The following is an 18,311-nucleotide window of genomic DNA, read 5'->3' on the forward strand; positions in this document are numbered from 1 at the left end:
GTCACTTCTACCCTTCCAAATGCCTAGATAAACGCTCTTTAAAGGAAGAAAGCAGGTTATCAGCAAAAAAACAGAACATCGTGAAATCATCACGATGTTCTGGGTTTATTTCTTTATTTTGCTTTTAGCTCCCGCTTTACTTGTCTTCTATAGAAGAGCTCGTAAAGGACTGGAACGATGATCAGTGTGAGCAGGGTAGAGGTTGTCAGTCCGCCGATTACAACTACTGCGAGCCCTTTTGAGATAAGGGTGCCCGATGAAGTTGTCAGTGCGAGCGGGATGAGGGCAGCGATGGTCGCAAAAGCTGTCATCAGGATCGGGCGAAGCCGTGTCTTTCCTGCTTCAAGCAATGCTTCCCGGATTGGCATCCCTTTAATATCACGGTTTTGACCGATGCGGTCAACAAGCACGATTGCATTTGTTGTCACGATTCCGATCAGCATGAGCACACCGATCATCGCGCTGACAGAGAGCGGCTCATTGATCAGGTAAAGTCCGCCGATGGCTCCGACAGGAACGAAGAGCAGTGACGACAGGATGATAAACGGAATACGAGCTGCTCCGAACGTGATAAGCATCGTCAGATAGACGAGCCCGACTGCAACAAGCATTGCGAGTCCGAGGTCCATAAAGGTATCCATCGTTTCTTCGCTTCCTCCTCCGCCTTCAAGTGAAACAGAATCAGGAAGGTCAACCTTTTTCTTTACATCATCGATGACTTCTGACGTTACTTTTTGAACGTTGTTTCCTTTCACTTGTGCCGAAACTTGCGCGTAAATTTTTCCGTCAAGTTTCTGAACACTTGTAACCGCTGCTTTTTCCTCAACATCAGCCACATCGGAGATTTTCACAGGGCCAGCAGCGCCAAAAACGGTCATGTCTTTGATCTCGTCGAGCGAGGTGATCTCGCGGTCATAAGAAAGGCGCAGCTTCTTTTCTTTGCCTTCCATCTCAAGGCTTCCGGCATCAACAGGTTTAGTCGCGTCACTAACAGCGCCTAGCAGTGCAAAACCAGATACACCTTTTTCAGCTGCTTTTTTCGTATCGATCGAAACAGCCCACTGAGTCTGTTTATCCTCGAAATTATTCGTGACTGCCTTTAAATCATCGTTGGATTTCATGTAGTCTTCCACTTCAGAAGCAGCCTTTTGAAGGGCATCGAGGTCGTTGGAGTACAGGTCAATAGTTACTTCGTTGTTGGAAGGAGGCCCTCCGGACGAAAGTTCCTGCAGCGAGATCACAGCATCCTTTTCCTCAGCGCTGACGATATTCTTGATCTCACTTTCAAGTTCTTTTATTTCATCTTCAATTTTTGTTCCTTTTTTAAGGTTGATGAAATAGTTGGCGACATTCTCACGTTTTAATCCAGTCTGGAAATCGCGGCTTCCGATGCCTGCCGTAACGTCCTTGATCGAATCCCGTGAGGCAAACATTTCTTCCACTTCAAGTGCGATTTTGTTTGTTTTGTCCACGTTCGTGCTCGCTGGAAGCTCGATGTTCGCGGTCAAGGTTTTTTGTTCCTCATTCGGAAGGAAGACCATGCCAAGACCGGAAGCCAGGAAGAATGAACCTCCGAGAAGAGCAAACGAAACGATGAGCACCAGCAGCTTATGGTTTAAAGAAGCAGAGATCGCTCTTTCATACCAGCGCTGAAGCAGTCCGTCATTGTTTTCAGGCTTAACGGTCTTAAACGCGAATTTTGCAAGAATCGGCACAATCGTTACGGCTACTAGCAATGATGCGAGCAGAGAGAACACGATCGTCAATGCAAACGGAAGGAAGAATTCTCCGGTGATTCCGCCTACAAGCCCGAGCGGCAGGAACACGACAACGGTCGTGAGAGTCGAAGAAACGATCGCTTTTAAAATCTCCTGAGTGGAGTCGATTACCAGCTCGTTGCGGTCAAACCCACCTTCAGCTTTTCTGATACGGCGGAAGATGTTCTCGATAACGACGATAGAGTCATCGACAACACGGCCAACAGCTACAGCCATTCCGCCGAGCGTCATGATGTTCAGCGTGATATCAAGACGTGCAAGGAAGATCGCTGCGATCAATAAGGAAAGCGGGATTGAAATGATCGCGATAATCGTCGCGCGCACGTTGCGCAAGAATAACAAGACAGCGATGGAAGCGAAAAGAGCCCCGAACAATCCTTCTTTTATCAGAGTGTTAACAGAATCCTCGATGCCTTCTGCTTGGCCGAAGCCGATCGCGTAGTCCAGCTTTTCGTCATATTTGTCTTTATTCAAAACTGAGATGACCTTCTCAGCGACTTCAACCGTGTTGGCATCCTGCTTTTTAGTTACCGCCATTGAGAGCGACTGCTTCTGGTTGTATCGCGTGATTTCGTTAACATCTTCAGCTTCTTTAACAGTGGCCACATCACTTAATTTGATGCTCTTAGGTGATGGGCTCTGAGGAGCAGCACCCGCAGGCGGTCCTTCAGGTGCAGTTCCAGGCTGTCCAGAGCCTGATGACGGTCCTTCGGCAGCAGGCATCTGCCCTTGTGAGCCTTGAGAAGATAAGGTGATCGATTTTAGTTCATCGATCGTTTCTACTTTTTCTTCAACTCTCACAGGAACCGTGATTGAATCTTTTGTTACTGTACCGGCCGGGAATGACAGCCCGCGTCCTTGTATGGCTTCTTTTACAGCGTTCAATGTGATGCCGTTCTGAGCCGCTTTTTCCTTATCGACAATAACAGAAAGGAACGTTTCTTTAATGCCTCCGACGGAAACATTATTGATGCCCTGAATCTTTTTCAGTTCGGGAACAAGCTCATCTTCAACAAACGGCTGGATGCTCTCATCCCCTTTAGCTGGAAAGAGAGAGATGTTATAGATCGGAACGGAACCAAAAGAAAACCGGTTCACTTCCACATCGGCTGTGTCAGGTAATTTAGCTTCTTTCACAAGCGCGTTTACTTCATCTTCCACATCGTCCATATTTGCAGTGAACGGGAACTCCATAGAGATGATCGACACGCTTTCAAGGGAAGAGCTTTTGACCGATTTAACATCTTCGAGACCTTTAAACTGTTTTTCAAGTTCCTCTGTGACTTGCTTGTTGACGTCCTGCGGAGATGCGCCCGGATAGACAGTCTGAACAGTCAGCTGGGGGAACTCGACGTTTGGCAGCAGGTCTACTTTAAGTGACCTGAAAGAAAAAAGGCCGCCGACAATAAGCAAAAATGAAATAATAAATACAGCAAACGGATTTTTCAAACTGAATTTCGTTAGCCAGTTCATGGTTTCCTCCTAAAAAAAATTATATGTGTATTTTCACATATGTATAAGTTTAATATAATAAATATGACAATAATATATCAAGCAATATACTCTGAGAAATTGTGAAAAATATGTTACAATGCAAAACAGAACATTTTTCAAAGAAAGAAGGGGCATTATGGCCTTACGTTATGCATTGCTCGGGCTGCTGGCGAAGAATGACGCGACAGGTTATGAATTGAACCAGCAGTTTAAAGAGACGATGATTTATTTTTGGAGCGCTCATCATACACAGATCTACAGGGAGCTGCTGAAGATGGAAGAGAACGGCCTGACCTTATCAAAGCATGTCCATCAAGTAGAAGCGCCTGACAAAAAAATTTACTCTATAACGGATAAAGGATATGAAGCATTGCTTGTCTGGCTTTTAGAGCAGCCATCTGTCATGCCAAAGCTAAAGGATGAATTTTTGCTGAAAGTATCTCTTTTTCAAAATTTGCCATCCAAAAAAGCTGCAGAGTATTTGAAAAAAAGCAGGGAGCATCACCTTCAGGGACTCGAAGCGATGAAAATGTGGCGAGGCATGAACTTTCCCGATGGCCGCTATTCAAAGAATCAGCTGGGAGAATATTTAACATCAGGCTTCGGCCAAAAATATATGGAGAGCTGGGTCGAGTGGTGCGACTGGGCGATTCAAGAACTTGAAAAAATGAACGGAGATGAAGCGGAGTGAACATTAAATGGAGCGGCAAAGCACGTGAAGCTGTGAACGAATGGCTGGATAAAAAGGATGGGGTGCTAAAGCTGAAGTACGATACTGAAGGCTGCGGCTGCCTTGTAAGCGGAATATCGGCTCTGTGGCTTGTACCTGAACCGGAAGAGAACGATGTGCTGGCGGAAGGAGCGGATCCTGAAATATATTATGACAAGACAACAGCCGTGTTTTTTGATGAAAACCTTTTGATCGATACAAACACGAGCGGATCTTTTGTGCTGAAAAGCGAGAGCCAAATATTGAATTCTCGGATGAAGCTATTTTCATCAGCACAATAACAGCAGTTCATAAAAGTAAAGAGCCTGTACAGCCGTGAGGAAACCTCAGGATGTACAGGCTTTTATTATTGCTCAGCGCGGGTGCGGTTCATCTGGCCAAGCTTGTACTGCCTGCTTTCAACAGGCCTTGAGACATAATCTGAAATATAATCGACGGCTTCCAGCAGCGGCTCGAGCTGAATACCTGTCTGAATCCCCATTTGATGCAGCATATACACAACATCCTCTGTTGCTACGTTTCCGGTCGCTCCTGGGGCGAAAGGGCAGCCGCCGAGTCCTCCCGCTGATGAATCGAAGCGGTTCACTCCTGCCTGAAGAGCGGCGAAAATGTTTGCCAGTGCGAGACCTCTCGTATCGTGGAAGTGGGCTGTCAAAAGGGTCGTGGAGCTTAAACGGTGCTTGAGAAGCGAAAACAGCTCATAAACCTCAAGCGGGCTTGCCATCCCGTTCGTGTCAGCGACACTCAGCTCATCAACCCCGAACGATTCGAACTGTTCACAAACAGCGAGCACATCTTGTTCGTCGATCTTCCCCTCATATGGGCAGTAAAAAGCGGTAGAGATGCACGCTCGGACAAAATAGCCTTTGCGCTTTAAATCCTTGATCAGCGGTGCAAGCTCGCTGAGACTGTCGGCGGTCGGCTTATTAATGTTTTTTTGATTGAAGGTATTGCTCACTCCGACAAAGACGGCTGCGTTTTTGCATGATGTCTCATACAGACGCTGAATGCCGCGTTCGTTTGGAGTCAGGACGAAATTTCTTGTTTCATCATCGAGGCAGGATGCGACAATCTCCGCGGAATCCTTCATTTGCGGCACCCATTTAGGAGAAACAAAAGAGGTCAGTTCCATTTCTTGAAAGCCGGCTTTTTTAAGTTTTTTTATGAACTCGATTTTTACGGAAGTATCGACGAAGTTTTTTTCGTTTTGAAGCCCGTCTCTTGGACCGACTTCAATTATGGCAGCTCGTTCGGGAAGTTCCATTGTTTTCCTCCTTTTATGTAAACGCTTTAAAAATATTTTACCTATATACAATCACCACTTGCAATACATTTAAGTCAGTTATGTTATGATATTGGTGAATATTCAGAATACATAGAGAGAGGGAGGAACTGTAATGAACACAAAAACAGATGCAGTGATTGTAAGCGCTGTCAGGACTCCGATTGGGAGTTTCATGGGAGCTCTGCAGAACGTTTCTGCTGTGAAACTGGGAGCTCTTGTTATTTCAGAAGCGCTGAAAAAAGTTGATGTGAAACCTGGTGATGTAGATGAGGTGATCATGGGCAATGTCCTGCAGGCAGGACTTGGGCAGAATCCGGCGAGACAGGCCGCTATTCATGCTGGCCTTCCTGTCGAGATCCCGAGCATGACGATCAATAAAGTCTGCGGTTCTGGATTGAAGGCTCTGCATCTCGCGTGCCAGTCCATCTGGCTCGGCGAGAGCGAGATCGCTGTCTGCGGCGGTATGGAAAACATGAGCCAGTCGCCATATATTATGAAGGATGCACGATCAGGACTGCGCATGGGTGACAGCAAAATGGTGGATTCCATGGTTCATGACGGATTATGGTGTGCGTTCAACGACTTCCATATGGGCATGACAGCAGAAAATTTATGTGAGACACACGGTCTTTCACGGGACGAGCTGGATGCTTTCGCCGCTGAAAGCCAGAGAAAAGCTGCCGAGGCGATGGAATCAGGACGTTTTGCTGATGAGATTGTTCCGGTCGAGATCCCGGTGCGTAAAGGCGAACCTATCGTAATGAGCGAAGACGAATATCCGAAAAAAGGGACGACAGCTGAGAAGCTAGGCAAGCTGCGTCCAGCATTCAAAAAAGACGGTATGGTGACGGCCGGAAACGCTTCAGGTATCAATGACGGTGCAGCCGCGCTTGTCGTGATGAGCCGTGAAAAAGCGGAAGCACTCGGTTTGAAGCCGCTTGCTGTGATTCGTGCGAACGCAAGTGCCGGTGTTGAGCCGCATATTATGGGGATCGGTCCTGTGTCCGCGACGAAAAAAGCGCTGGAAAAGGCAGGCCTTGATATTTCGGATATGGACTTGATCGAAGCAAATGAAGCGTTCGCGAGCCAGTCGCTTGCTGTAGGGAAAGATTTAGGATTTGACCCGGATAAGCTGAACGTGAACGGCGGAGCGATCGCATTAGGACATCCTATCGGAGCAAGCGGGGCGAGAGTGCTCGTTACACTTGTACACGAAATGCAAAAAAGAGAAGCGAAATACGGGCTTGCGACATTGTGCATCGGCGGCGGCCAGGGCGTCGCGACAATTGTTGAACGAGGATAAGGAGGAGAGAAACAGGATGAAACCACTATTAGATTCCGCGCGTGAAGCTGTAAAAGATATACAGGATGGAGCAACATTGCTAGTCGGGGGGTTCGGGCTTGTCGGAATACCGGAAAATCTGATCCTTGCTTTAGAAGAAAAAGGGGTAAAAGATCTCACTGTCATCTCTAACAACTGCGGGGTAGATGACTGGGGACTCGGTCTTCTTCTGAAAAATAAACAGATCAAGAAAATGATAGGGTCATATGTAGGCGAGAACAAAGAGTTCGAACGCCAGGTGCTCGCAGGCGAACTGGAGGTTGAACTGATTCCTCAAGGGACCCTCGCTGAAAGAATCCGGGCTGGCGGAGCAGGGATTCCAGCATTCTTCACACCGGCTGGAGTCGGAACACCTGTTGCGGAGGGAAAGGAAACAAGAATGTTCGGCGGCAAGGAATACTTGATGGAACTTGGGCTTACAGCTGATTTCAGCCTTGTTAGAGCAGCCAAAGGCGATAAAGCTGGCAACCTGATTTTCAACAAGACAGCGAGAAATTTCAATCCGATGATCGCGGCAGCAGGAAAAGTGACGATCGCGGAGGTAGAGGAGCTGGTTGAGATCGGGGAGCTTGATCCGGATGCCATCCATACACCGGGTGTGTACGTACAGCGCATGATTGTCGGCAAGCAGGAAAAACGAATTGAACGTCTGACAGTAAAACAAGGATAGAGAGGAGATACATACATGAACACACGCGAAAAAATCGCCAGACGCGCAGAGAAAGAAATCGAATCCGGATTTTATGTAAACCTTGGCATCGGCATCCCGACGATGGTCGCTAACTATATTTCGGACAACAAGCAGGTTGTGCTGCAGTCCGAAAACGGCCTCCTTGGCATCGGTCCTTTTCCGGAAGAAAGCGAGGTAGATCCAGACCTGATCAATGCAGGAAAAGAGACCGTTACAGCGATTTCGGGAGCTTCATATTTTGACAGTGCTGAATCGTTCGGCATGATCCGCGGCGGGCATATCGATATCGCTATCCTTGGCGGCATGGAAGTTTCCGAAAACGGAGACCTGGCCAACTGGATGATTCCTGGAAAGATGATCAAAGGCATGGGCGGAGCGATGGATCTCGTTCATGGCGCAAAGAAGATCATCGTTATCATGGATCATGTCAACAAGGCAGGAGAAAGCAAGATTTTAAAAGAATGCAAGCTTCCATTGACAGGGAAAGGCGTCGTGCAGCGCATCATCACGGACCGCGCAGTCATGGATGTAACAGAAAACGGCCTCGTGCTGGTCGAAACAGCGGAAGGCTTTACAGCAGAAGATATTCAAAACTGCACAGAAGCAAAGCTGTCCGTTTCCGATTCATTGAAACTGTATGCCTATTAATTTATAAAAAGGAGCATAAGGATGATCAAAGGATTAACGAGTTTTTCCAACAGAATCATGCAGCGGTATTTGCCTGACCCGTTTATCTTTGTTGTTATCTTGACACTTCTCGTTTTTATCCTTGGCCTCGTGCTCGTCGGCCAGTCTCCGGTTCAGATGATCGGTCATTGGGGAGACGGGTTCTGGAAACTGCTTGAATTTTCCATGCAGATGGTGCTCATTCTAGTAACTGGCTATGTGCTTGCAAGTTCACCACTCGTAAAAAAAGGGCTCCGCAAGCTTGCTGGTACAGCAAGAACACCTGGGCAGGCTATCATAGCGGTCACGCTGACAGCTCTCGCAGCGAGCTGGATCAACTGGGGGTTCGGTCTTGTGATCGGGGCGGTTTTTTCCAGAGAACTGGCGAAGCAAGTGAAAGATGTAGACTACAGGCTTCTTATCGCGAGCGCGTACAGCGGGTTTGTCGTCTGGCATGGAGGGCTTTCAGGATCAATTCCGCTTACCATCGCGACAAAAGGCCACTTTACGGAAAATCTGATCGGGGTGATCCCGACAACAGAAACACTGTTCGCACCGTTTAACCTCATCATCATTGGAACGCTGTTTGTTGTACTGCCTCTGGTGAACAGGCTTATGCTTAACAAAGACGAAGCCGTTTATATCGATCCTTCTCTGCTGAATGAATCGGCAGAAGCTGCGGCTGTGGAAGAAGAGGCAACACCGGCGGTCAAGCTTGAGAACAGCAAAGTGCTTTCCTTGCTGATCGGGGTTCTCGGTCTCTCTTTCGTCGTCTACTTTTTTTTGAAAAATGGATTTAATTTGAATATCAATGTCGTAAACTTCATCTTCTTGTTTCTGGGCATCCTGCTGCATGGCACACCGAGGAATTATATCGATTCCGTCAGCGAAGCTGTCAAAGGGGCAAGCGGTATCATCATCCAGTTTCCTTTTTATGCGGGCATCATGGGAATGATGATGGGCTCGGGCCTTGTCAGTGAAATGTCTGATTGGTTCGTGAAAATTTCAAATGAGACAACGTTCCCTCTTTTCAGCTTTTTGAGTGCTGGTCTTGTCAATATTTTCGTTCCTTCCGGCGGGGGACAATGGGCGGTTCAGGCTCACGTTATGCTTGAAGCCGGTATGAAGCTTGGAATCGAGCCTGCGAAAACAGCGATGGCTGTGGCATGGGGGGATGCATGGACAAACCTCATCCAGCCATTCTGGGCGCTTCCTGCGCTTGCGATCGCAGGACTGAAAGCAAAGGACATAATGGGCTTCTGCCTGATTGCCACCATTGTGAGCGGTATTATCATTGGTCTCGGCCTTACCATTTTTTAAAGTAAAAGGAGTCGTGAATCATGCAGTCAGTTTTCCTTATGGAAGGAGCGCGCACAGCGTTCGGCGCGTTTGGCAAGCAGTTTAAAGATACTTCACCCGTTACGCTTGGATCGGTTACAGCACTTGAAGCCATAAGGCGCGCGAATGTCGAGCCTGGTGAAATTGAAGATGTCGTGTATGGAAACGTGATTCATTCGACTACGAACGCCGCCTACGTGGCAAGACATATCGCACTCAGGTCTGGAATACCGCAGGAAGTACCGGCCATGCTCGTAAACCGGCTTTGCGGATCCGGACTGCAGGCTGCGATTTCCTCGGCAAGAACCATTATGACCGGCGATGCAGACATTACCCTATGCGGAGGCGTAGATAATATGTCGATGAGCCCCCATGCTTCATTTTCTCACCGTTTTGGCGGGCAGAAATATGGAACGCTGGCGTTTGAAGATATGCTGTTGCACACGCTTACCGATCAGCATATCGGAATCGGAATGGGTATCACTGCGGAAAACCTGGCACGAGAGTATGGAATTACAAGAGAGCAGCAAGATGAATATGCAATACTCTCCCAGCAGAGGGCATATCGTGCAGCGGAAGCCGGAAAGTTTGCTGAAGAAATCATCGGTGTACCGGTAAAGAAAGGGGAAGCGCTGCAAGATGAATCGATCAAAGGAGAGACATCCTCTGATCAGTTAGCGTCTTTAAGGCCTTCTTTTGAAAAAGATGGGACTGTAACTGCTGGAAACTCAAGCACGATCAATGATGGAGCGGCAACATTGATCTTGGCAGGTGAAAAAGCAGTCTATCGGAAGAACATGAAACCGATCGCAAGAATTGTGTCATGGGCAGTAAGCGGCGTTGATCCTTCTGTTATGGGCATCGGACCGGTGCCTGCCATCAAGTCTGCATTAGCTAGAGCAGGACTCTTGCTTGAAGACATGGACCTTGTGGAAGTGAACGAGGCGTTCAGTGCACAGTATCTTGCCGTGGAGAAGGAACTTCATCTTGATCGTGAGCGGACGAACATAAACGGCGGGGCTATCGCACTTGGACATCCAGTAGGAGCGAGCGGAGCGAGAATTCTTTTGACTCTGTCCTATGAGCTGAGAAGGCAGCGTAAGCGCTATGGGCTTGCCAGCCTTTGTATTGGCGGCGGTCAAGGGATAGCAATGATCATAGAAAATGTAGCTCATTAATAACAAAACTGACTTGGAGCAAGCTCCAAGTCAGTTTTTAATTATAATTGTTTTTAGCGGTGGTCTTTGTAAGGTTCAAAAGGGAATAATTCGGAAAGCAGTGCCTTCTGTCCGTCGCTTAAATGCGGCAGCATGCCGGCAGAAGCGTTTTGTCGGATCTGCTCTATGCTGCTTGCTCCGGTCACAGCTGAGGCAACTGTGCCGCTGCTCAGGACATATTGCAGTGCGGCTTCATGTATCCTATAATCTTTCAGTTCTTCTTTCACTTTCAGCATGCGCTGTTTGACGTCCTCTGCACGCCATTTCAAAAAGGACCGGGAACCATCCATATCCTGCACTTTATCAGAAAGCATTCCTTTGGCGACTGGCCCTCTTGCCAAAACGCTGATATTTTTGTCTTCCAACAGAGAAAACATTTCCTCAGGCCGCCTGTCCAGCAGACTGTACTGCATCATCACGCTGACAATCTTTGAATGCTCGGCATAATAGCGGATCACGTTCGGCCGGATCGACGAAATCCCATAAAAGCGGACAGTGCCCTCTTTTACCAGGTCATCGAACGCTTCGATCGTTTCATCCATGTGATCATCAATCGTGCCGCCATGAAGCTGGTAAAGATCAATATAGTCTGTTCTGAGGCGTCTGAGGCTGCCTTTAACGGCTTCTTTTATGTACGCTTTTGAAGGATCCCATCTCCATGAATCTTTATCCTCGTTCCAGCGGTTCCCGCCTTTTGTCGCGAGAATGATGTCTTTGCGGCGGTGAGCCAGGACACTGCCGACAATTTCTTCATTTTTGCCGAAGTCGTATAAATCAGCAGTGTCAAAGTAATTGATGCCTAATTCGACCGCCTCATCAATAATTCGTTTGTTTTCTGCTGGGTTCCCAGGGTCTAATGACATGCAGCCGAGACCGATCACGCTTGAGTGAAGGTCTGAACTGCCAATCTGCCTTTTTTCCATTTCCGATCACTCTCCTTTCTATCAACATTACCACAGTGCATGGTGCATTCATAAAACTGTGCTCAAGTACATGGTGAAACAAGATAAAGTCCTTCCCTAAAGATCAAGGAAGGACTTTAAGAGAAGGCTTCGATTTAGGCTGTGACGACGAAATCCATTCTTCTACCGTATGATAGCGAGACGCGTATTGCTTGAGCATATGCTTGATCTGCCAGCTTTTCCCTACGAGAGTGATGCCTTTTGGCTGAATATACACTTTCAAGTGAACAGCCTCCTTGTTTCATCGTTTTTTTTCAGTATTCCAAAGTATGATAGACTTTATGTATATGCTGAAAAAAATAGAACAGGAGTGTTATCGATGGACCATTTAATAGAAAAGACAATCAATACCCGCGATATTTATAAAGGTAAAATCATAGACCTGCAGATCGAGGACGTACTCCTGCCCGACGGAGGTAAAAGCACGAGAGAAATTGTAAGGCACCCTGGTGCTGTAGCCGTAATCGCGGTCACTGAAGACAAGAAAGCGCTGATGGTCAGACAGTACCGCAAAGCACTTGGAAAGGTGATCACTGAAATTCCGGCAGGCAAGCTTGAAAAAGGAGAGGATCCGCTGGAAAGCGCGAAACGGGAGCTTCTGGAAGAAACAGGGTACACGTGCCGAGAAATGAAAAAAATCGCTTCTTTTTATACTTCTCCTGGTTTTGCCGATGAAATCATCACGGTCTATTTTACCGACTCGCTTATTTATAAAGGGGAGCAGAATACGGATGAAGATGAATTTATAGATGTGCTCGAACTCACGGCAGCTGAAATTTCTGAACTGATAGAGAAGGAAGAAATTCATGATGCAAAGACGATGTATGCAGCCATGTACCTGCAGATGAAGTATGACCGTTGAAACAGGAATGAAGCATATTTTTGCCGATCTTCATATCCACATTGGCAGGACGATGACAGGACGGCCTGTAAAAATAACAGGCTCAAAAACTCTCACGCTTCCAAAAATCCTGCAATTCGCAAAAGATATCAAGGGCATTTCGATGACAGGAATCATCGACTGCCATGTGCCTGAAGTAATCAGTGAAATAGAGACAATGATAAAAGGCGGAGCTCTAGCAGAGCTGCAGGATGGAGGATTCGGGTACGGCGACTCTTGCCTGATCACCGGTTCTGAAATTGAAATCAATGATGAAAACTGTTCAGGTCCTGTTCACGTGCTTGTTTATCTTCCGGATATGGTTGCATTAAAAAAATGGAGTTCATGGCTGCAGGAAAGAATGAAAAACTATCATTTAAGCTCTCAGCGCATCTACGCATCAGGACTTGAAGTTCAGAACAAAGCAAAGGAACTAGGGGGGCTTTTTATCCCAGCTCATGTATTCACTCCATTTAAGAGTCTGTATGGCAAAGGGGTTCAAAAAAGCTTGAGTGAAGTTTTTGACAGAGATAAAATTGATGGCATTGAACTCGGTCTTAGTGCAGATACCTCCATGGCGGAAAGAATTATCGAACTGCAGAACTATCCTTTCCTGACAAACTCAGATGCCCATTCACTTGAAAAAATAGGGCGGGAACATATGGAGCTTTCTGTGCAGAGCGTTAGTTTTAAGGAGCTGAAAATGGCGTTAAGGGGTGAAGGCGGCCGTCATATATCTGCCAATTTCGGGCTGGACCCGCTGCTTGGAAAATATTACGAAAGTGTTTGTGCCGAATGTCTTGCTGTTTGGGACAGAGAACGTTCAACTTGTCTAAAATGCGGTTGCAGCAAAAGGATTAAAGGTGTGAGCAGGCGTATAGAAGAGCTTTCAGGAACTGTGAGACAGTCAGCTGTCCGTCCTCCTTACCGCCATCAAGTGCCTCTTGAATTTATCCCTGGCATCGGACCTAGAACGCTGGATAAACTGAGAATACGTTTCGGCAATGATATGGCCGTTTTACACAGCGCGGATGAGGAAGCACTAAAAGAAATGCTTTCTTCACGTGCCTCTGCAAGCATTATCGATGCACGGAAAGGCAGATTAATGATCAAGGCAGGAGGCGGAGGAGCTTACGGCAGGATAGAATGACTCTATGAGAAAATGGCATACCCTCTGATTCTCTTTCATAGAATGAATTAAGAGATTTCAGGGAGGGCTAAAACCATGCAGCCGTTTAAGAGAGTCATACAGAAGCATATACAAGAGAACAGTTCACTTTACGCATTTGTAACGGTCCTTTTTTTAATGGGAGTCATTTTTGGAGCTGTTGTCGTCAACAGCCTTTCGCCTGCTCAAAAGGAAGATTTGTACACGTATTTGTCCAGGTTTTTCATGCAGGCGCTGGACGGAAGTTTTGCTGCTAAAACAGAAATCTTCCAGCAAGGGTTCAGTCACTATATTAAATACATCGGGCTGATCTGGCTGCTTGGTTTGTCAGTAATCGGACTTCCGATCATACTTATCCTGCTGTTCTTAAAAGGTGTTGTTGTCGGCTTCACGGTTGGCTTCCTGATCAATCAGATGGGCTGGCACGGCTTTCTTTTGGCATTTGTTGCTGTTCTGCCGCAAAATATCTTTCTAATCCCTGCTTTTATTTTTATTACTGCTGCAGCAGTGTCCTTTTCCATACGGATCATTAAGCAGCTGGCAGGCAAAAGGACGAGCGTCCCGTTCATTCATCAGCTTTTTTCATACGCATTAGTAGTGACAGCCGCTGGAATAATCGTTGTAGCCGGCGTGAGCTTAGAAGCTGTGCTTTCACCGCCTTTGATCAAGCAGGTCATTCAATGGTCAACGTCTTGATAATGAATATCATTTAATAATAAATATTAACGGTTGTTTGTAATTAGTTTAAATTGACACTCCTTTTCTCGCTGTTTATAATATGAATGTATATTATAAGGAGGAGAACGTATGGAAAGCAGACTTGACCGCATCAAAAAACAGTTGCATTCTCAGAGCTACAAGCTGACTCCACAGCGCGAAGCGACCGTCAGAGTCCTCCTTGAACATGAAGAAGATCATTTAAGCGCTGAAGACGTTTTCCTGCTCGTGAAAGAAAAGTCGCCAGAAATAGGCCTTGCAACGGTGTACCGAACACTAGAGCTTCTAACCGAACTGAAAGTCGTTGATAAAATAAATTTTGGGGACGGCGTTTCCCGCTATGATCTGCGAACTGAGGGTGCCGACCATTTTCACCATCACCTAGTCTGCATCGAGTGCGGCGCAGTCGATGAAATCCAAGAGGACCTTTTAGGAGATGTCGAAAAAATAGTGGAAGAGGGCTGGAACTTTAAAATTAAGGATCACCGTCTTACCTTTCACGGTATCTGTCATCGCTGCCATAATAATGAAGACGCAGAAGAAAACCCGGAATAAGGTTTTCTTTTTTTGTTGAGCAAAAAATAATACACGGTTTGAAATGATCAGTGCAGCTCTAAAGAGGAAGAAAAATGAATTGTTTGTTTACAAAAAAGCCGCAATGGGGTAACTTAAATTTTATAGACAATCTATGAATTTGATAGTATAAAGCAAGTCCTATCAGGCATACCCTGTACAAAGCAGTTATACACAGGGAGGCTGTATGATGGTGGAATGGCTGAAACTAGTATGGAGAAGTTCAAAGGTGTTTCTTGCCTTCTCAGTATGCACCCTTATTTTCTATTATGGTTTGCAGTGGCTGAATAAAGAATATGAAAACTATCATAGGTACGATGAGCCTGAGGGCCGTGCCGTTAAAGTATTTAAAATGGACGCTGGCAGTGAAGGCAATATTTTAGACAGGCTTAAATTCTTTTATCAATCAGGCGAATAAAGGAAGATAAAGATGAACGATCAAATTCAAGATTTTCTTCAATATTTGGTAGTAGAGCGCGGGCTTTCCCGTAATACAATAGAATCATACAAAAGAGATCTTACTCAATATTCGCACTATCTATTAAATGTCGATCAGCTTGTTTCTGCAGAGGAAATCTCACGCAACAGCATTATGTCATACCTGCATCACTTAAAAGATGGAGGAAAAGCTTCTTCCACAGTGGCACGCAATATTGCGTCGATACGCTCTTTTCATCAATTCATGCTGAGAGAAAAAATGTGCAGCCACGACCCTTCCGTACATATTGAAACACCAAAGTCGGATCGTAAGCTGCCTAAGGTTCTTTCAACAGAAGAAGTGGAAGCGCTTTTGGACGGTCCGTCAGGGAATGATGCATTTTCACAGCGCGATAAGGCGATGCTTGAACTGCTTTATGCGACAGGCATGAGGGTCTCGGAACTGGTTGATCTTAATATGAGTGACGCCCATCTGGAAATGGGATTCATCATGTGCCGGGGAAAAGGCAACAAAGAGAGGATCATTCCGCTCGGGAAAATGGCAAAAAATTCAGTGGAGAAGTATCTGGATTCAGGACGTATGGAGCTTGGACGCGGAAAAAGGCCGGACGCGCTGTTTTTGAATCACCACGGAAACAGACTTTCACGTCAAGGATTCTGGAAGATTTTGAAACAGCTCGCTCGCAAGGCGAACATCCAGAAGGATCTCACCCCGCATACACTCAGACATTCTTTTGCCACCCACCTGCTTGAAAACGGAGCAGATTTAAGAGCAGTCCAAGAAATGCTGGGACATGCGGACATCTCTACCACTCAGATTTATACACATGTGACGAAGACAAGATTGAAAGATGTCTACACAGCTTTTCATCCTAGAGCATAAGAAAGAAAGCTTTTAGCTTTCCTTCGTCACAAGAGGTCAGACTTCTGACCACTACGTCTGCTGTTTTATTTGAATTGAGTGAGGCAATAGTAAATTAATGTAACTTTTTATAGGAGGAACGGATATGGAGTATCAATTTAAACGCACATTTTTAATCGTGATGGATTCGGTAGGAATCGGCGAAGCCCCGGATGCTGCACGGTTTAATGATAAAGGTGCACACACTCTTGGCCATATCGCCGATCATATGGGCGGCTTGAACATGCCGAACATGGAGAGACTTGGTCTAGGACGTATTGCAGAAATCAAAGGCATTTCCGCAGTGGAGAAGCCTAAGGCGCATTATGCAAAGCTTGAGGAAGCATCAAATGGCAAGGACACGATGACAGGACATTGGGAGATCATGGGTCTCCGTATCGATGAACCTTTCCAGACGTTCCCAGACGGTTTTCCTCAGGAGCTTATAGGACAGCTTGAGGAAGCGTGGGGAAGAGGCATTATCGGAAATAAAGCTGCTTCTGGAACCGAAATCCTTGAAGAACTCGGACAGGAGCATATGGAAACAGGAAAGCTGATTGTTTATACTTCAGCAGACTCCGTACTTCAAGTAGCGGCACATGAAGATATCGTGCCGATTGAAGAACTTTATGACATTTGTGAAAAAGCGAGAGAAATGACACGCGAAGGTAAATATATGCTCGGCCGCATTATTGCCAGGCCGTTTACAGGTGAAGCGGGAAGCTTCAAGCGCACGTCAAACCGTCATGATTACGCACTTAAGCCATTCGGCCGGACAGTGATGAATGAACTGCAGGACGCAGGGCTCGACAGTATTGCACTCGGCAAGATCTCGGATATCTTTGATGGCGAAGGGGTAACTGAAGCAGTTCGCACCGTATCCAACATGGACGGGATGGATAAGCTTGTTGAATCGATGGACAAGGAGTTTACTGGCTTGAACTTCCTTAATCTCGTTGATTTTGATGCTCTTTACGGACATAGAAGAGATCCGAAAGGGTATGGTGAAGCACTCGAGGAGTTCGATGCCCGCCTTCCAGAAGTAATTGGTAAGCTTCGTGAAGATGATCTGCTGATCATCACAGCAGACCATGGAAACGATCCAGTTCATCATGGTACAGACCATACGCGCGAATACGTCCCGCTCGTTGTTTTCCATAAAAACATTCAAAATGGAAAAGAGCTGAAGGTATCTCCGACATTCGCTGATATCGGAGCGACAGTGGCTGATATATACGGCGTAAAAGCACCAGACAATGGTGTAAGCTTTTTATCGCAACTTTAAAATAATCATTGTAAGAGGAGTGCTATAAATGGAACACTATCAACAAGCAGCAGCTTATATTACTGACAAACTTAACTCAGCCCCAGAGATCGGGCTCATTCTTGGATCTGGTTTAGGCGTTCTTGCCGATGAAATCCAGTCTCCAACAGTCATCCCATACAGTGAAATTCCGGGATTCCCTGTATCTACAGTTGAAGGACATGCAGGACAGCTTGTCATCGGTGAACTTGAAGGAAAAACTGTCATTGCTATGCAGGGCCGCTTTCATTACTATGAAGGATACTCGATGGAAAAGGTTACGTTCCCTGTCCGCATCATGAAACTGATCGGCGTTAAGAGCGTTATCGTTACGAATGCTGCCGGTGGTGTGAACACATCGTTCAAAGCAGGTGATCTGATGCTCATTACAGATCATATTAATAACATCGGCGATAATCCGCTTATCGGCGCGAACGAGTCATCATTTGGCGTGCGCTTCCCTGATATGTCAGAGGCTTATACAAAAGAATTAATGGAGACGGCAAGAAAAGTTTCGAGAAAATTAGAGATCCCTATGCAGGAAGGCGTGTATGTTGCAAATTCTGGTCCAAGCTATGAGACTCCTGCAGAAGTGAGGATGCTTCGCGTGCTTGGGGCAGATGCAGTCGGTATGTCAACAGTGCCGGAAGTGATCGTGGCAAGGCATTCCGGTATGAAGGTGCTCGGCATCTCATGCATCTCTAACTTGGCTGCAGGCATTCTTGATCAGCCGCTGACGCATGATGAAGTAATGGAAACAACAGAGCTTGTAAAATCAAACTTTTTGGCTCTTGTAAAAGGCATCGTTAAAGAAATGAATTAACCCAA

Annotated in this window: 19 protein-coding genes; 15 read left to right on the plus strand and 4 right to left on the minus strand. The window is 46.3% G+C overall.

All coding sequences use genetic code 11. The features are described 5' to 3' along the window. Window positions 1-113 precede the first annotated feature (113 nt). Window positions 114-3,251: an efflux RND transporter permease subunit gene (locus CGZ90_RS00265; RefSeq protein WP_094250338.1), complete on the minus strand. Its 3,138-nt coding sequence runs from the start codon at window positions 3,249-3,251 to the stop codon at window positions 114-116. Window positions 3,252-3,408: 157 nt separating this feature from the next. On the opposite strand from CGZ90_RS00265, the gene CGZ90_RS00270 reads away from it, so the two are divergent. Further along, window positions 3,409-3,963 carry a PadR family transcriptional regulator gene (locus tag CGZ90_RS00270; protein ID WP_094250339.1) on the plus strand — a complete coding sequence of 185 codons (555 nt, stop codon included), beginning with the start codon at window positions 3,409-3,411 and terminating at the stop codon, window positions 3,961-3,963. Continuing rightward, a complete protein-coding gene (locus tag CGZ90_RS00275) occupies window positions 3,960-4,283 on the plus strand; it encodes an iron-sulfur cluster biosynthesis family protein (protein ID WP_094250340.1) in 324 nt (107 codons plus the stop codon). The genes CGZ90_RS00270 and CGZ90_RS00275 overlap by 4 nt, the downstream gene beginning before the upstream one ends. Before the next feature lie 65 nt (window positions 4,284-4,348). On the opposite strand, the gene CGZ90_RS00280 is transcribed toward CGZ90_RS00275, so the two are convergent. Further along, on the minus strand, window positions 4,349-5,266 hold the full coding sequence (locus tag CGZ90_RS00280; RefSeq protein WP_094250341.1) for a hydroxymethylglutaryl-CoA lyase: 918 nt from the start codon (window positions 5,264-5,266) through the stop codon (window positions 4,349-4,351). 133 nt (window positions 5,267-5,399) lie between these two features. On the opposite strand from CGZ90_RS00280, the gene CGZ90_RS00285 reads away from it, so the two are divergent. Genes CGZ90_RS00285 through CGZ90_RS00305 form a run of 5 tightly spaced genes read left to right on the plus strand, consistent with a single transcriptional unit; the run spans window position 5,400 to window position 10,502 of the window. Then, window positions 5,400-6,590, plus strand: a complete 1,191-nt coding sequence (locus tag CGZ90_RS00285; protein ID WP_094250342.1) for an acetyl-CoA C-acetyltransferase — start codon at window positions 5,400-5,402, stop codon at window positions 6,588-6,590. A 16-nt stretch (window positions 6,591-6,606) separates the two neighbouring features. Next, window positions 6,607-7,299, plus strand: a complete 693-nt coding sequence (locus tag CGZ90_RS00290; RefSeq protein ID WP_094250343.1) for a CoA transferase subunit A — start codon at window positions 6,607-6,609, stop codon at window positions 7,297-7,299. Between the two features lie 15 nt (window positions 7,300-7,314). Further along, a complete protein-coding gene (locus tag CGZ90_RS00295) occupies window positions 7,315-7,968 on the plus strand; it encodes a CoA transferase subunit B (protein WP_094250344.1) in 654 nt (217 codons plus the stop codon). Between the two features lie 24 nt (window positions 7,969-7,992). Continuing rightward, window positions 7,993-9,306, plus strand: a complete 1,314-nt coding sequence (locus CGZ90_RS00300) for a short-chain fatty acid transporter (RefSeq protein ID WP_094251734.1) — start codon at window positions 7,993-7,995, stop codon at window positions 9,304-9,306. 20 nt (window positions 9,307-9,326) lie between these two features. After that, window positions 9,327-10,502 (plus strand): acetyl-CoA C-acetyltransferase, encoded by a 1,176-nt coding sequence (locus CGZ90_RS00305; RefSeq protein WP_094250345.1) that lies wholly within the window; start codon window positions 9,327-9,329, stop codon window positions 10,500-10,502. 53 nt (window positions 10,503-10,555) lie between these two features. On the opposite strand, the gene CGZ90_RS00310 is transcribed toward CGZ90_RS00305, so the two are convergent. Then, window positions 10,556-11,464, minus strand: coding sequence for an aldo/keto reductase (locus CGZ90_RS00310; protein WP_094250346.1), 909 nt, complete (start codon window positions 11,462-11,464; stop codon window positions 10,556-10,558). A gap of 103 nt (window positions 11,465-11,567) precedes the next feature. Continuing rightward, a complete protein-coding gene (gene mciZ / locus CGZ90_RS00315; protein ID WP_094250347.1) occupies window positions 11,568-11,726 on the minus strand; it encodes a Z-ring formation inhibitor MciZ in 159 nt (52 codons plus the stop codon). A gap of 96 nt (window positions 11,727-11,822) precedes the next feature. On the opposite strand from mciZ, the gene CGZ90_RS00320 reads away from it, so the two are divergent. The 8 genes from CGZ90_RS00320 (at window position 11,823) to CGZ90_RS00355 (ending at window position 18,306) form a co-directional block, all read left to right on the plus strand. Beyond that, window positions 11,823-12,365 (plus strand): NUDIX domain-containing protein, encoded by a 543-nt coding sequence (locus tag CGZ90_RS00320; RefSeq protein WP_094250348.1) that lies wholly within the window; start codon window positions 11,823-11,825, stop codon window positions 12,363-12,365. 7 nt (window positions 12,366-12,372) lie between these two features. Continuing rightward, window positions 12,373-13,533, plus strand: coding sequence for an endonuclease Q family protein (locus CGZ90_RS00325; protein WP_094251735.1), 1,161 nt, complete (start codon window positions 12,373-12,375; stop codon window positions 13,531-13,533). Window positions 13,534-13,608: 75 nt separating this feature from the next. Next, complete coding sequence (gene spoIIM, locus CGZ90_RS00330) at window positions 13,609-14,247, plus strand: stage II sporulation protein M (RefSeq protein WP_094250349.1); 639 nt, start codon at window positions 13,609-13,611, stop codon at window positions 14,245-14,247. A gap of 111 nt (window positions 14,248-14,358) precedes the next feature. Beyond that, entirely contained in the window at window positions 14,359-14,823 is a 465-nt protein-coding gene (fur, locus tag CGZ90_RS00335; protein ID WP_094250350.1) for a ferric iron uptake transcriptional regulator, read from the plus strand. A gap of 208 nt (window positions 14,824-15,031) precedes the next feature. Further along, window positions 15,032-15,259, plus strand: coding sequence for a YqzK family protein (locus CGZ90_RS00340; RefSeq protein WP_094250351.1), 228 nt, complete (start codon window positions 15,032-15,034; stop codon window positions 15,257-15,259). Window positions 15,260-15,271: 12 nt separating this feature from the next. Next, entirely contained in the window at window positions 15,272-16,162 is an 891-nt protein-coding gene (xerD, locus tag CGZ90_RS00345; RefSeq protein ID WP_094250352.1) for a site-specific tyrosine recombinase XerD, read from the plus strand. Window positions 16,163-16,286: 124 nt separating this feature from the next. Further along, the gene (gene deoB, locus CGZ90_RS00350; protein WP_094250353.1) at window positions 16,287-17,465 is read left to right on the plus strand and encodes a phosphopentomutase; all 1,179 of its coding nucleotides are present in this window, start codon (window positions 16,287-16,289) and stop codon (window positions 17,463-17,465) included. 28 nt (window positions 17,466-17,493) lie between these two features. Next, window positions 17,494-18,306, plus strand: coding sequence for a purine-nucleoside phosphorylase (locus CGZ90_RS00355; protein ID WP_094250354.1), 813 nt, complete (start codon window positions 17,494-17,496; stop codon window positions 18,304-18,306). Window positions 18,307-18,311: the final 5 nt, after the last annotated feature.

It is taken from the genome of Fictibacillus aquaticus, assembly GCF_002245695.1.
GTDB classification, from domain to species: Bacteria; Bacillota; Bacilli; order Bacillales; family Fictibacillaceae; genus Fictibacillus; species Fictibacillus aquaticus.

Excerpts from the sequence above, each read along its gene's own strand:
- CGZ90_RS00305 (WP_094250345.1), top strand. The coding sequence starts at position 9,327 with ATGCAGTCAGTTTTCCTTATGGAAGGAGCGCGCACAGCGTTCGGCGCG.
- fur (WP_094250350.1), top strand. The coding sequence starts at position 14,359 with ATGGAAAGCAGACTTGACCGCATCAAAAAACAGTTGCATTCTCAGAGC.
- CGZ90_RS00295 (WP_094250344.1), top strand. The coding sequence starts at position 7,315 with ATGAACACACGCGAAAAAATCGCCAGACGCGCAGAGAAAGAAATCGAA.
- CGZ90_RS00320 (WP_094250348.1), top strand. The coding sequence starts at position 11,823 with ATGGACCATTTAATAGAAAAGACAATCAATACCCGCGATATTTATAAA.
- CGZ90_RS00270 (WP_094250339.1), top strand. The coding sequence starts at position 3,409 with ATGGCCTTACGTTATGCATTGCTCGGGCTGCTGGCGAAGAATGACGCG.
- deoB (WP_094250353.1), top strand. The coding sequence starts at position 16,287 with ATGGAGTATCAATTTAAACGCACATTTTTAATCGTGATGGATTCGGTA.
- CGZ90_RS00280 (WP_094250341.1), bottom strand. The coding sequence starts at position 5,266 with ATGGAACTTCCCGAACGAGCTGCCATAATTGAAGTCGGTCCAAGAGAC.
- CGZ90_RS00265 (WP_094250338.1), bottom strand. The coding sequence starts at position 3,251 with ATGAACTGGCTAACGAAATTCAGTTTGAAAAATCCGTTTGCTGTATTT.
- CGZ90_RS00290 (WP_094250343.1), top strand. The coding sequence starts at position 6,607 with ATGAAACCACTATTAGATTCCGCGCGTGAAGCTGTAAAAGATATACAG.
- CGZ90_RS00355 (WP_094250354.1), top strand. The coding sequence starts at position 17,494 with ATGGAACACTATCAACAAGCAGCAGCTTATATTACTGACAAACTTAAC.
- CGZ90_RS00285 (WP_094250342.1), top strand. The coding sequence starts at position 5,400 with ATGAACACAAAAACAGATGCAGTGATTGTAAGCGCTGTCAGGACTCCG.
- CGZ90_RS00310 (WP_094250346.1), bottom strand. The coding sequence starts at position 11,464 with ATGGAAAAAAGGCAGATTGGCAGTTCAGACCTTCACTCAAGCGTGATC.
- CGZ90_RS00340 (WP_094250351.1), top strand. The coding sequence starts at position 15,032 with ATGGTGGAATGGCTGAAACTAGTATGGAGAAGTTCAAAGGTGTTTCTT.
- spoIIM (WP_094250349.1), top strand. The coding sequence starts at position 13,609 with ATGCAGCCGTTTAAGAGAGTCATACAGAAGCATATACAAGAGAACAGT.
- xerD (WP_094250352.1), top strand. The coding sequence starts at position 15,272 with ATGAACGATCAAATTCAAGATTTTCTTCAATATTTGGTAGTAGAGCGC.
- CGZ90_RS00325 (WP_094251735.1), top strand. The coding sequence starts at position 12,373 with ATGAAGCATATTTTTGCCGATCTTCATATCCACATTGGCAGGACGATG.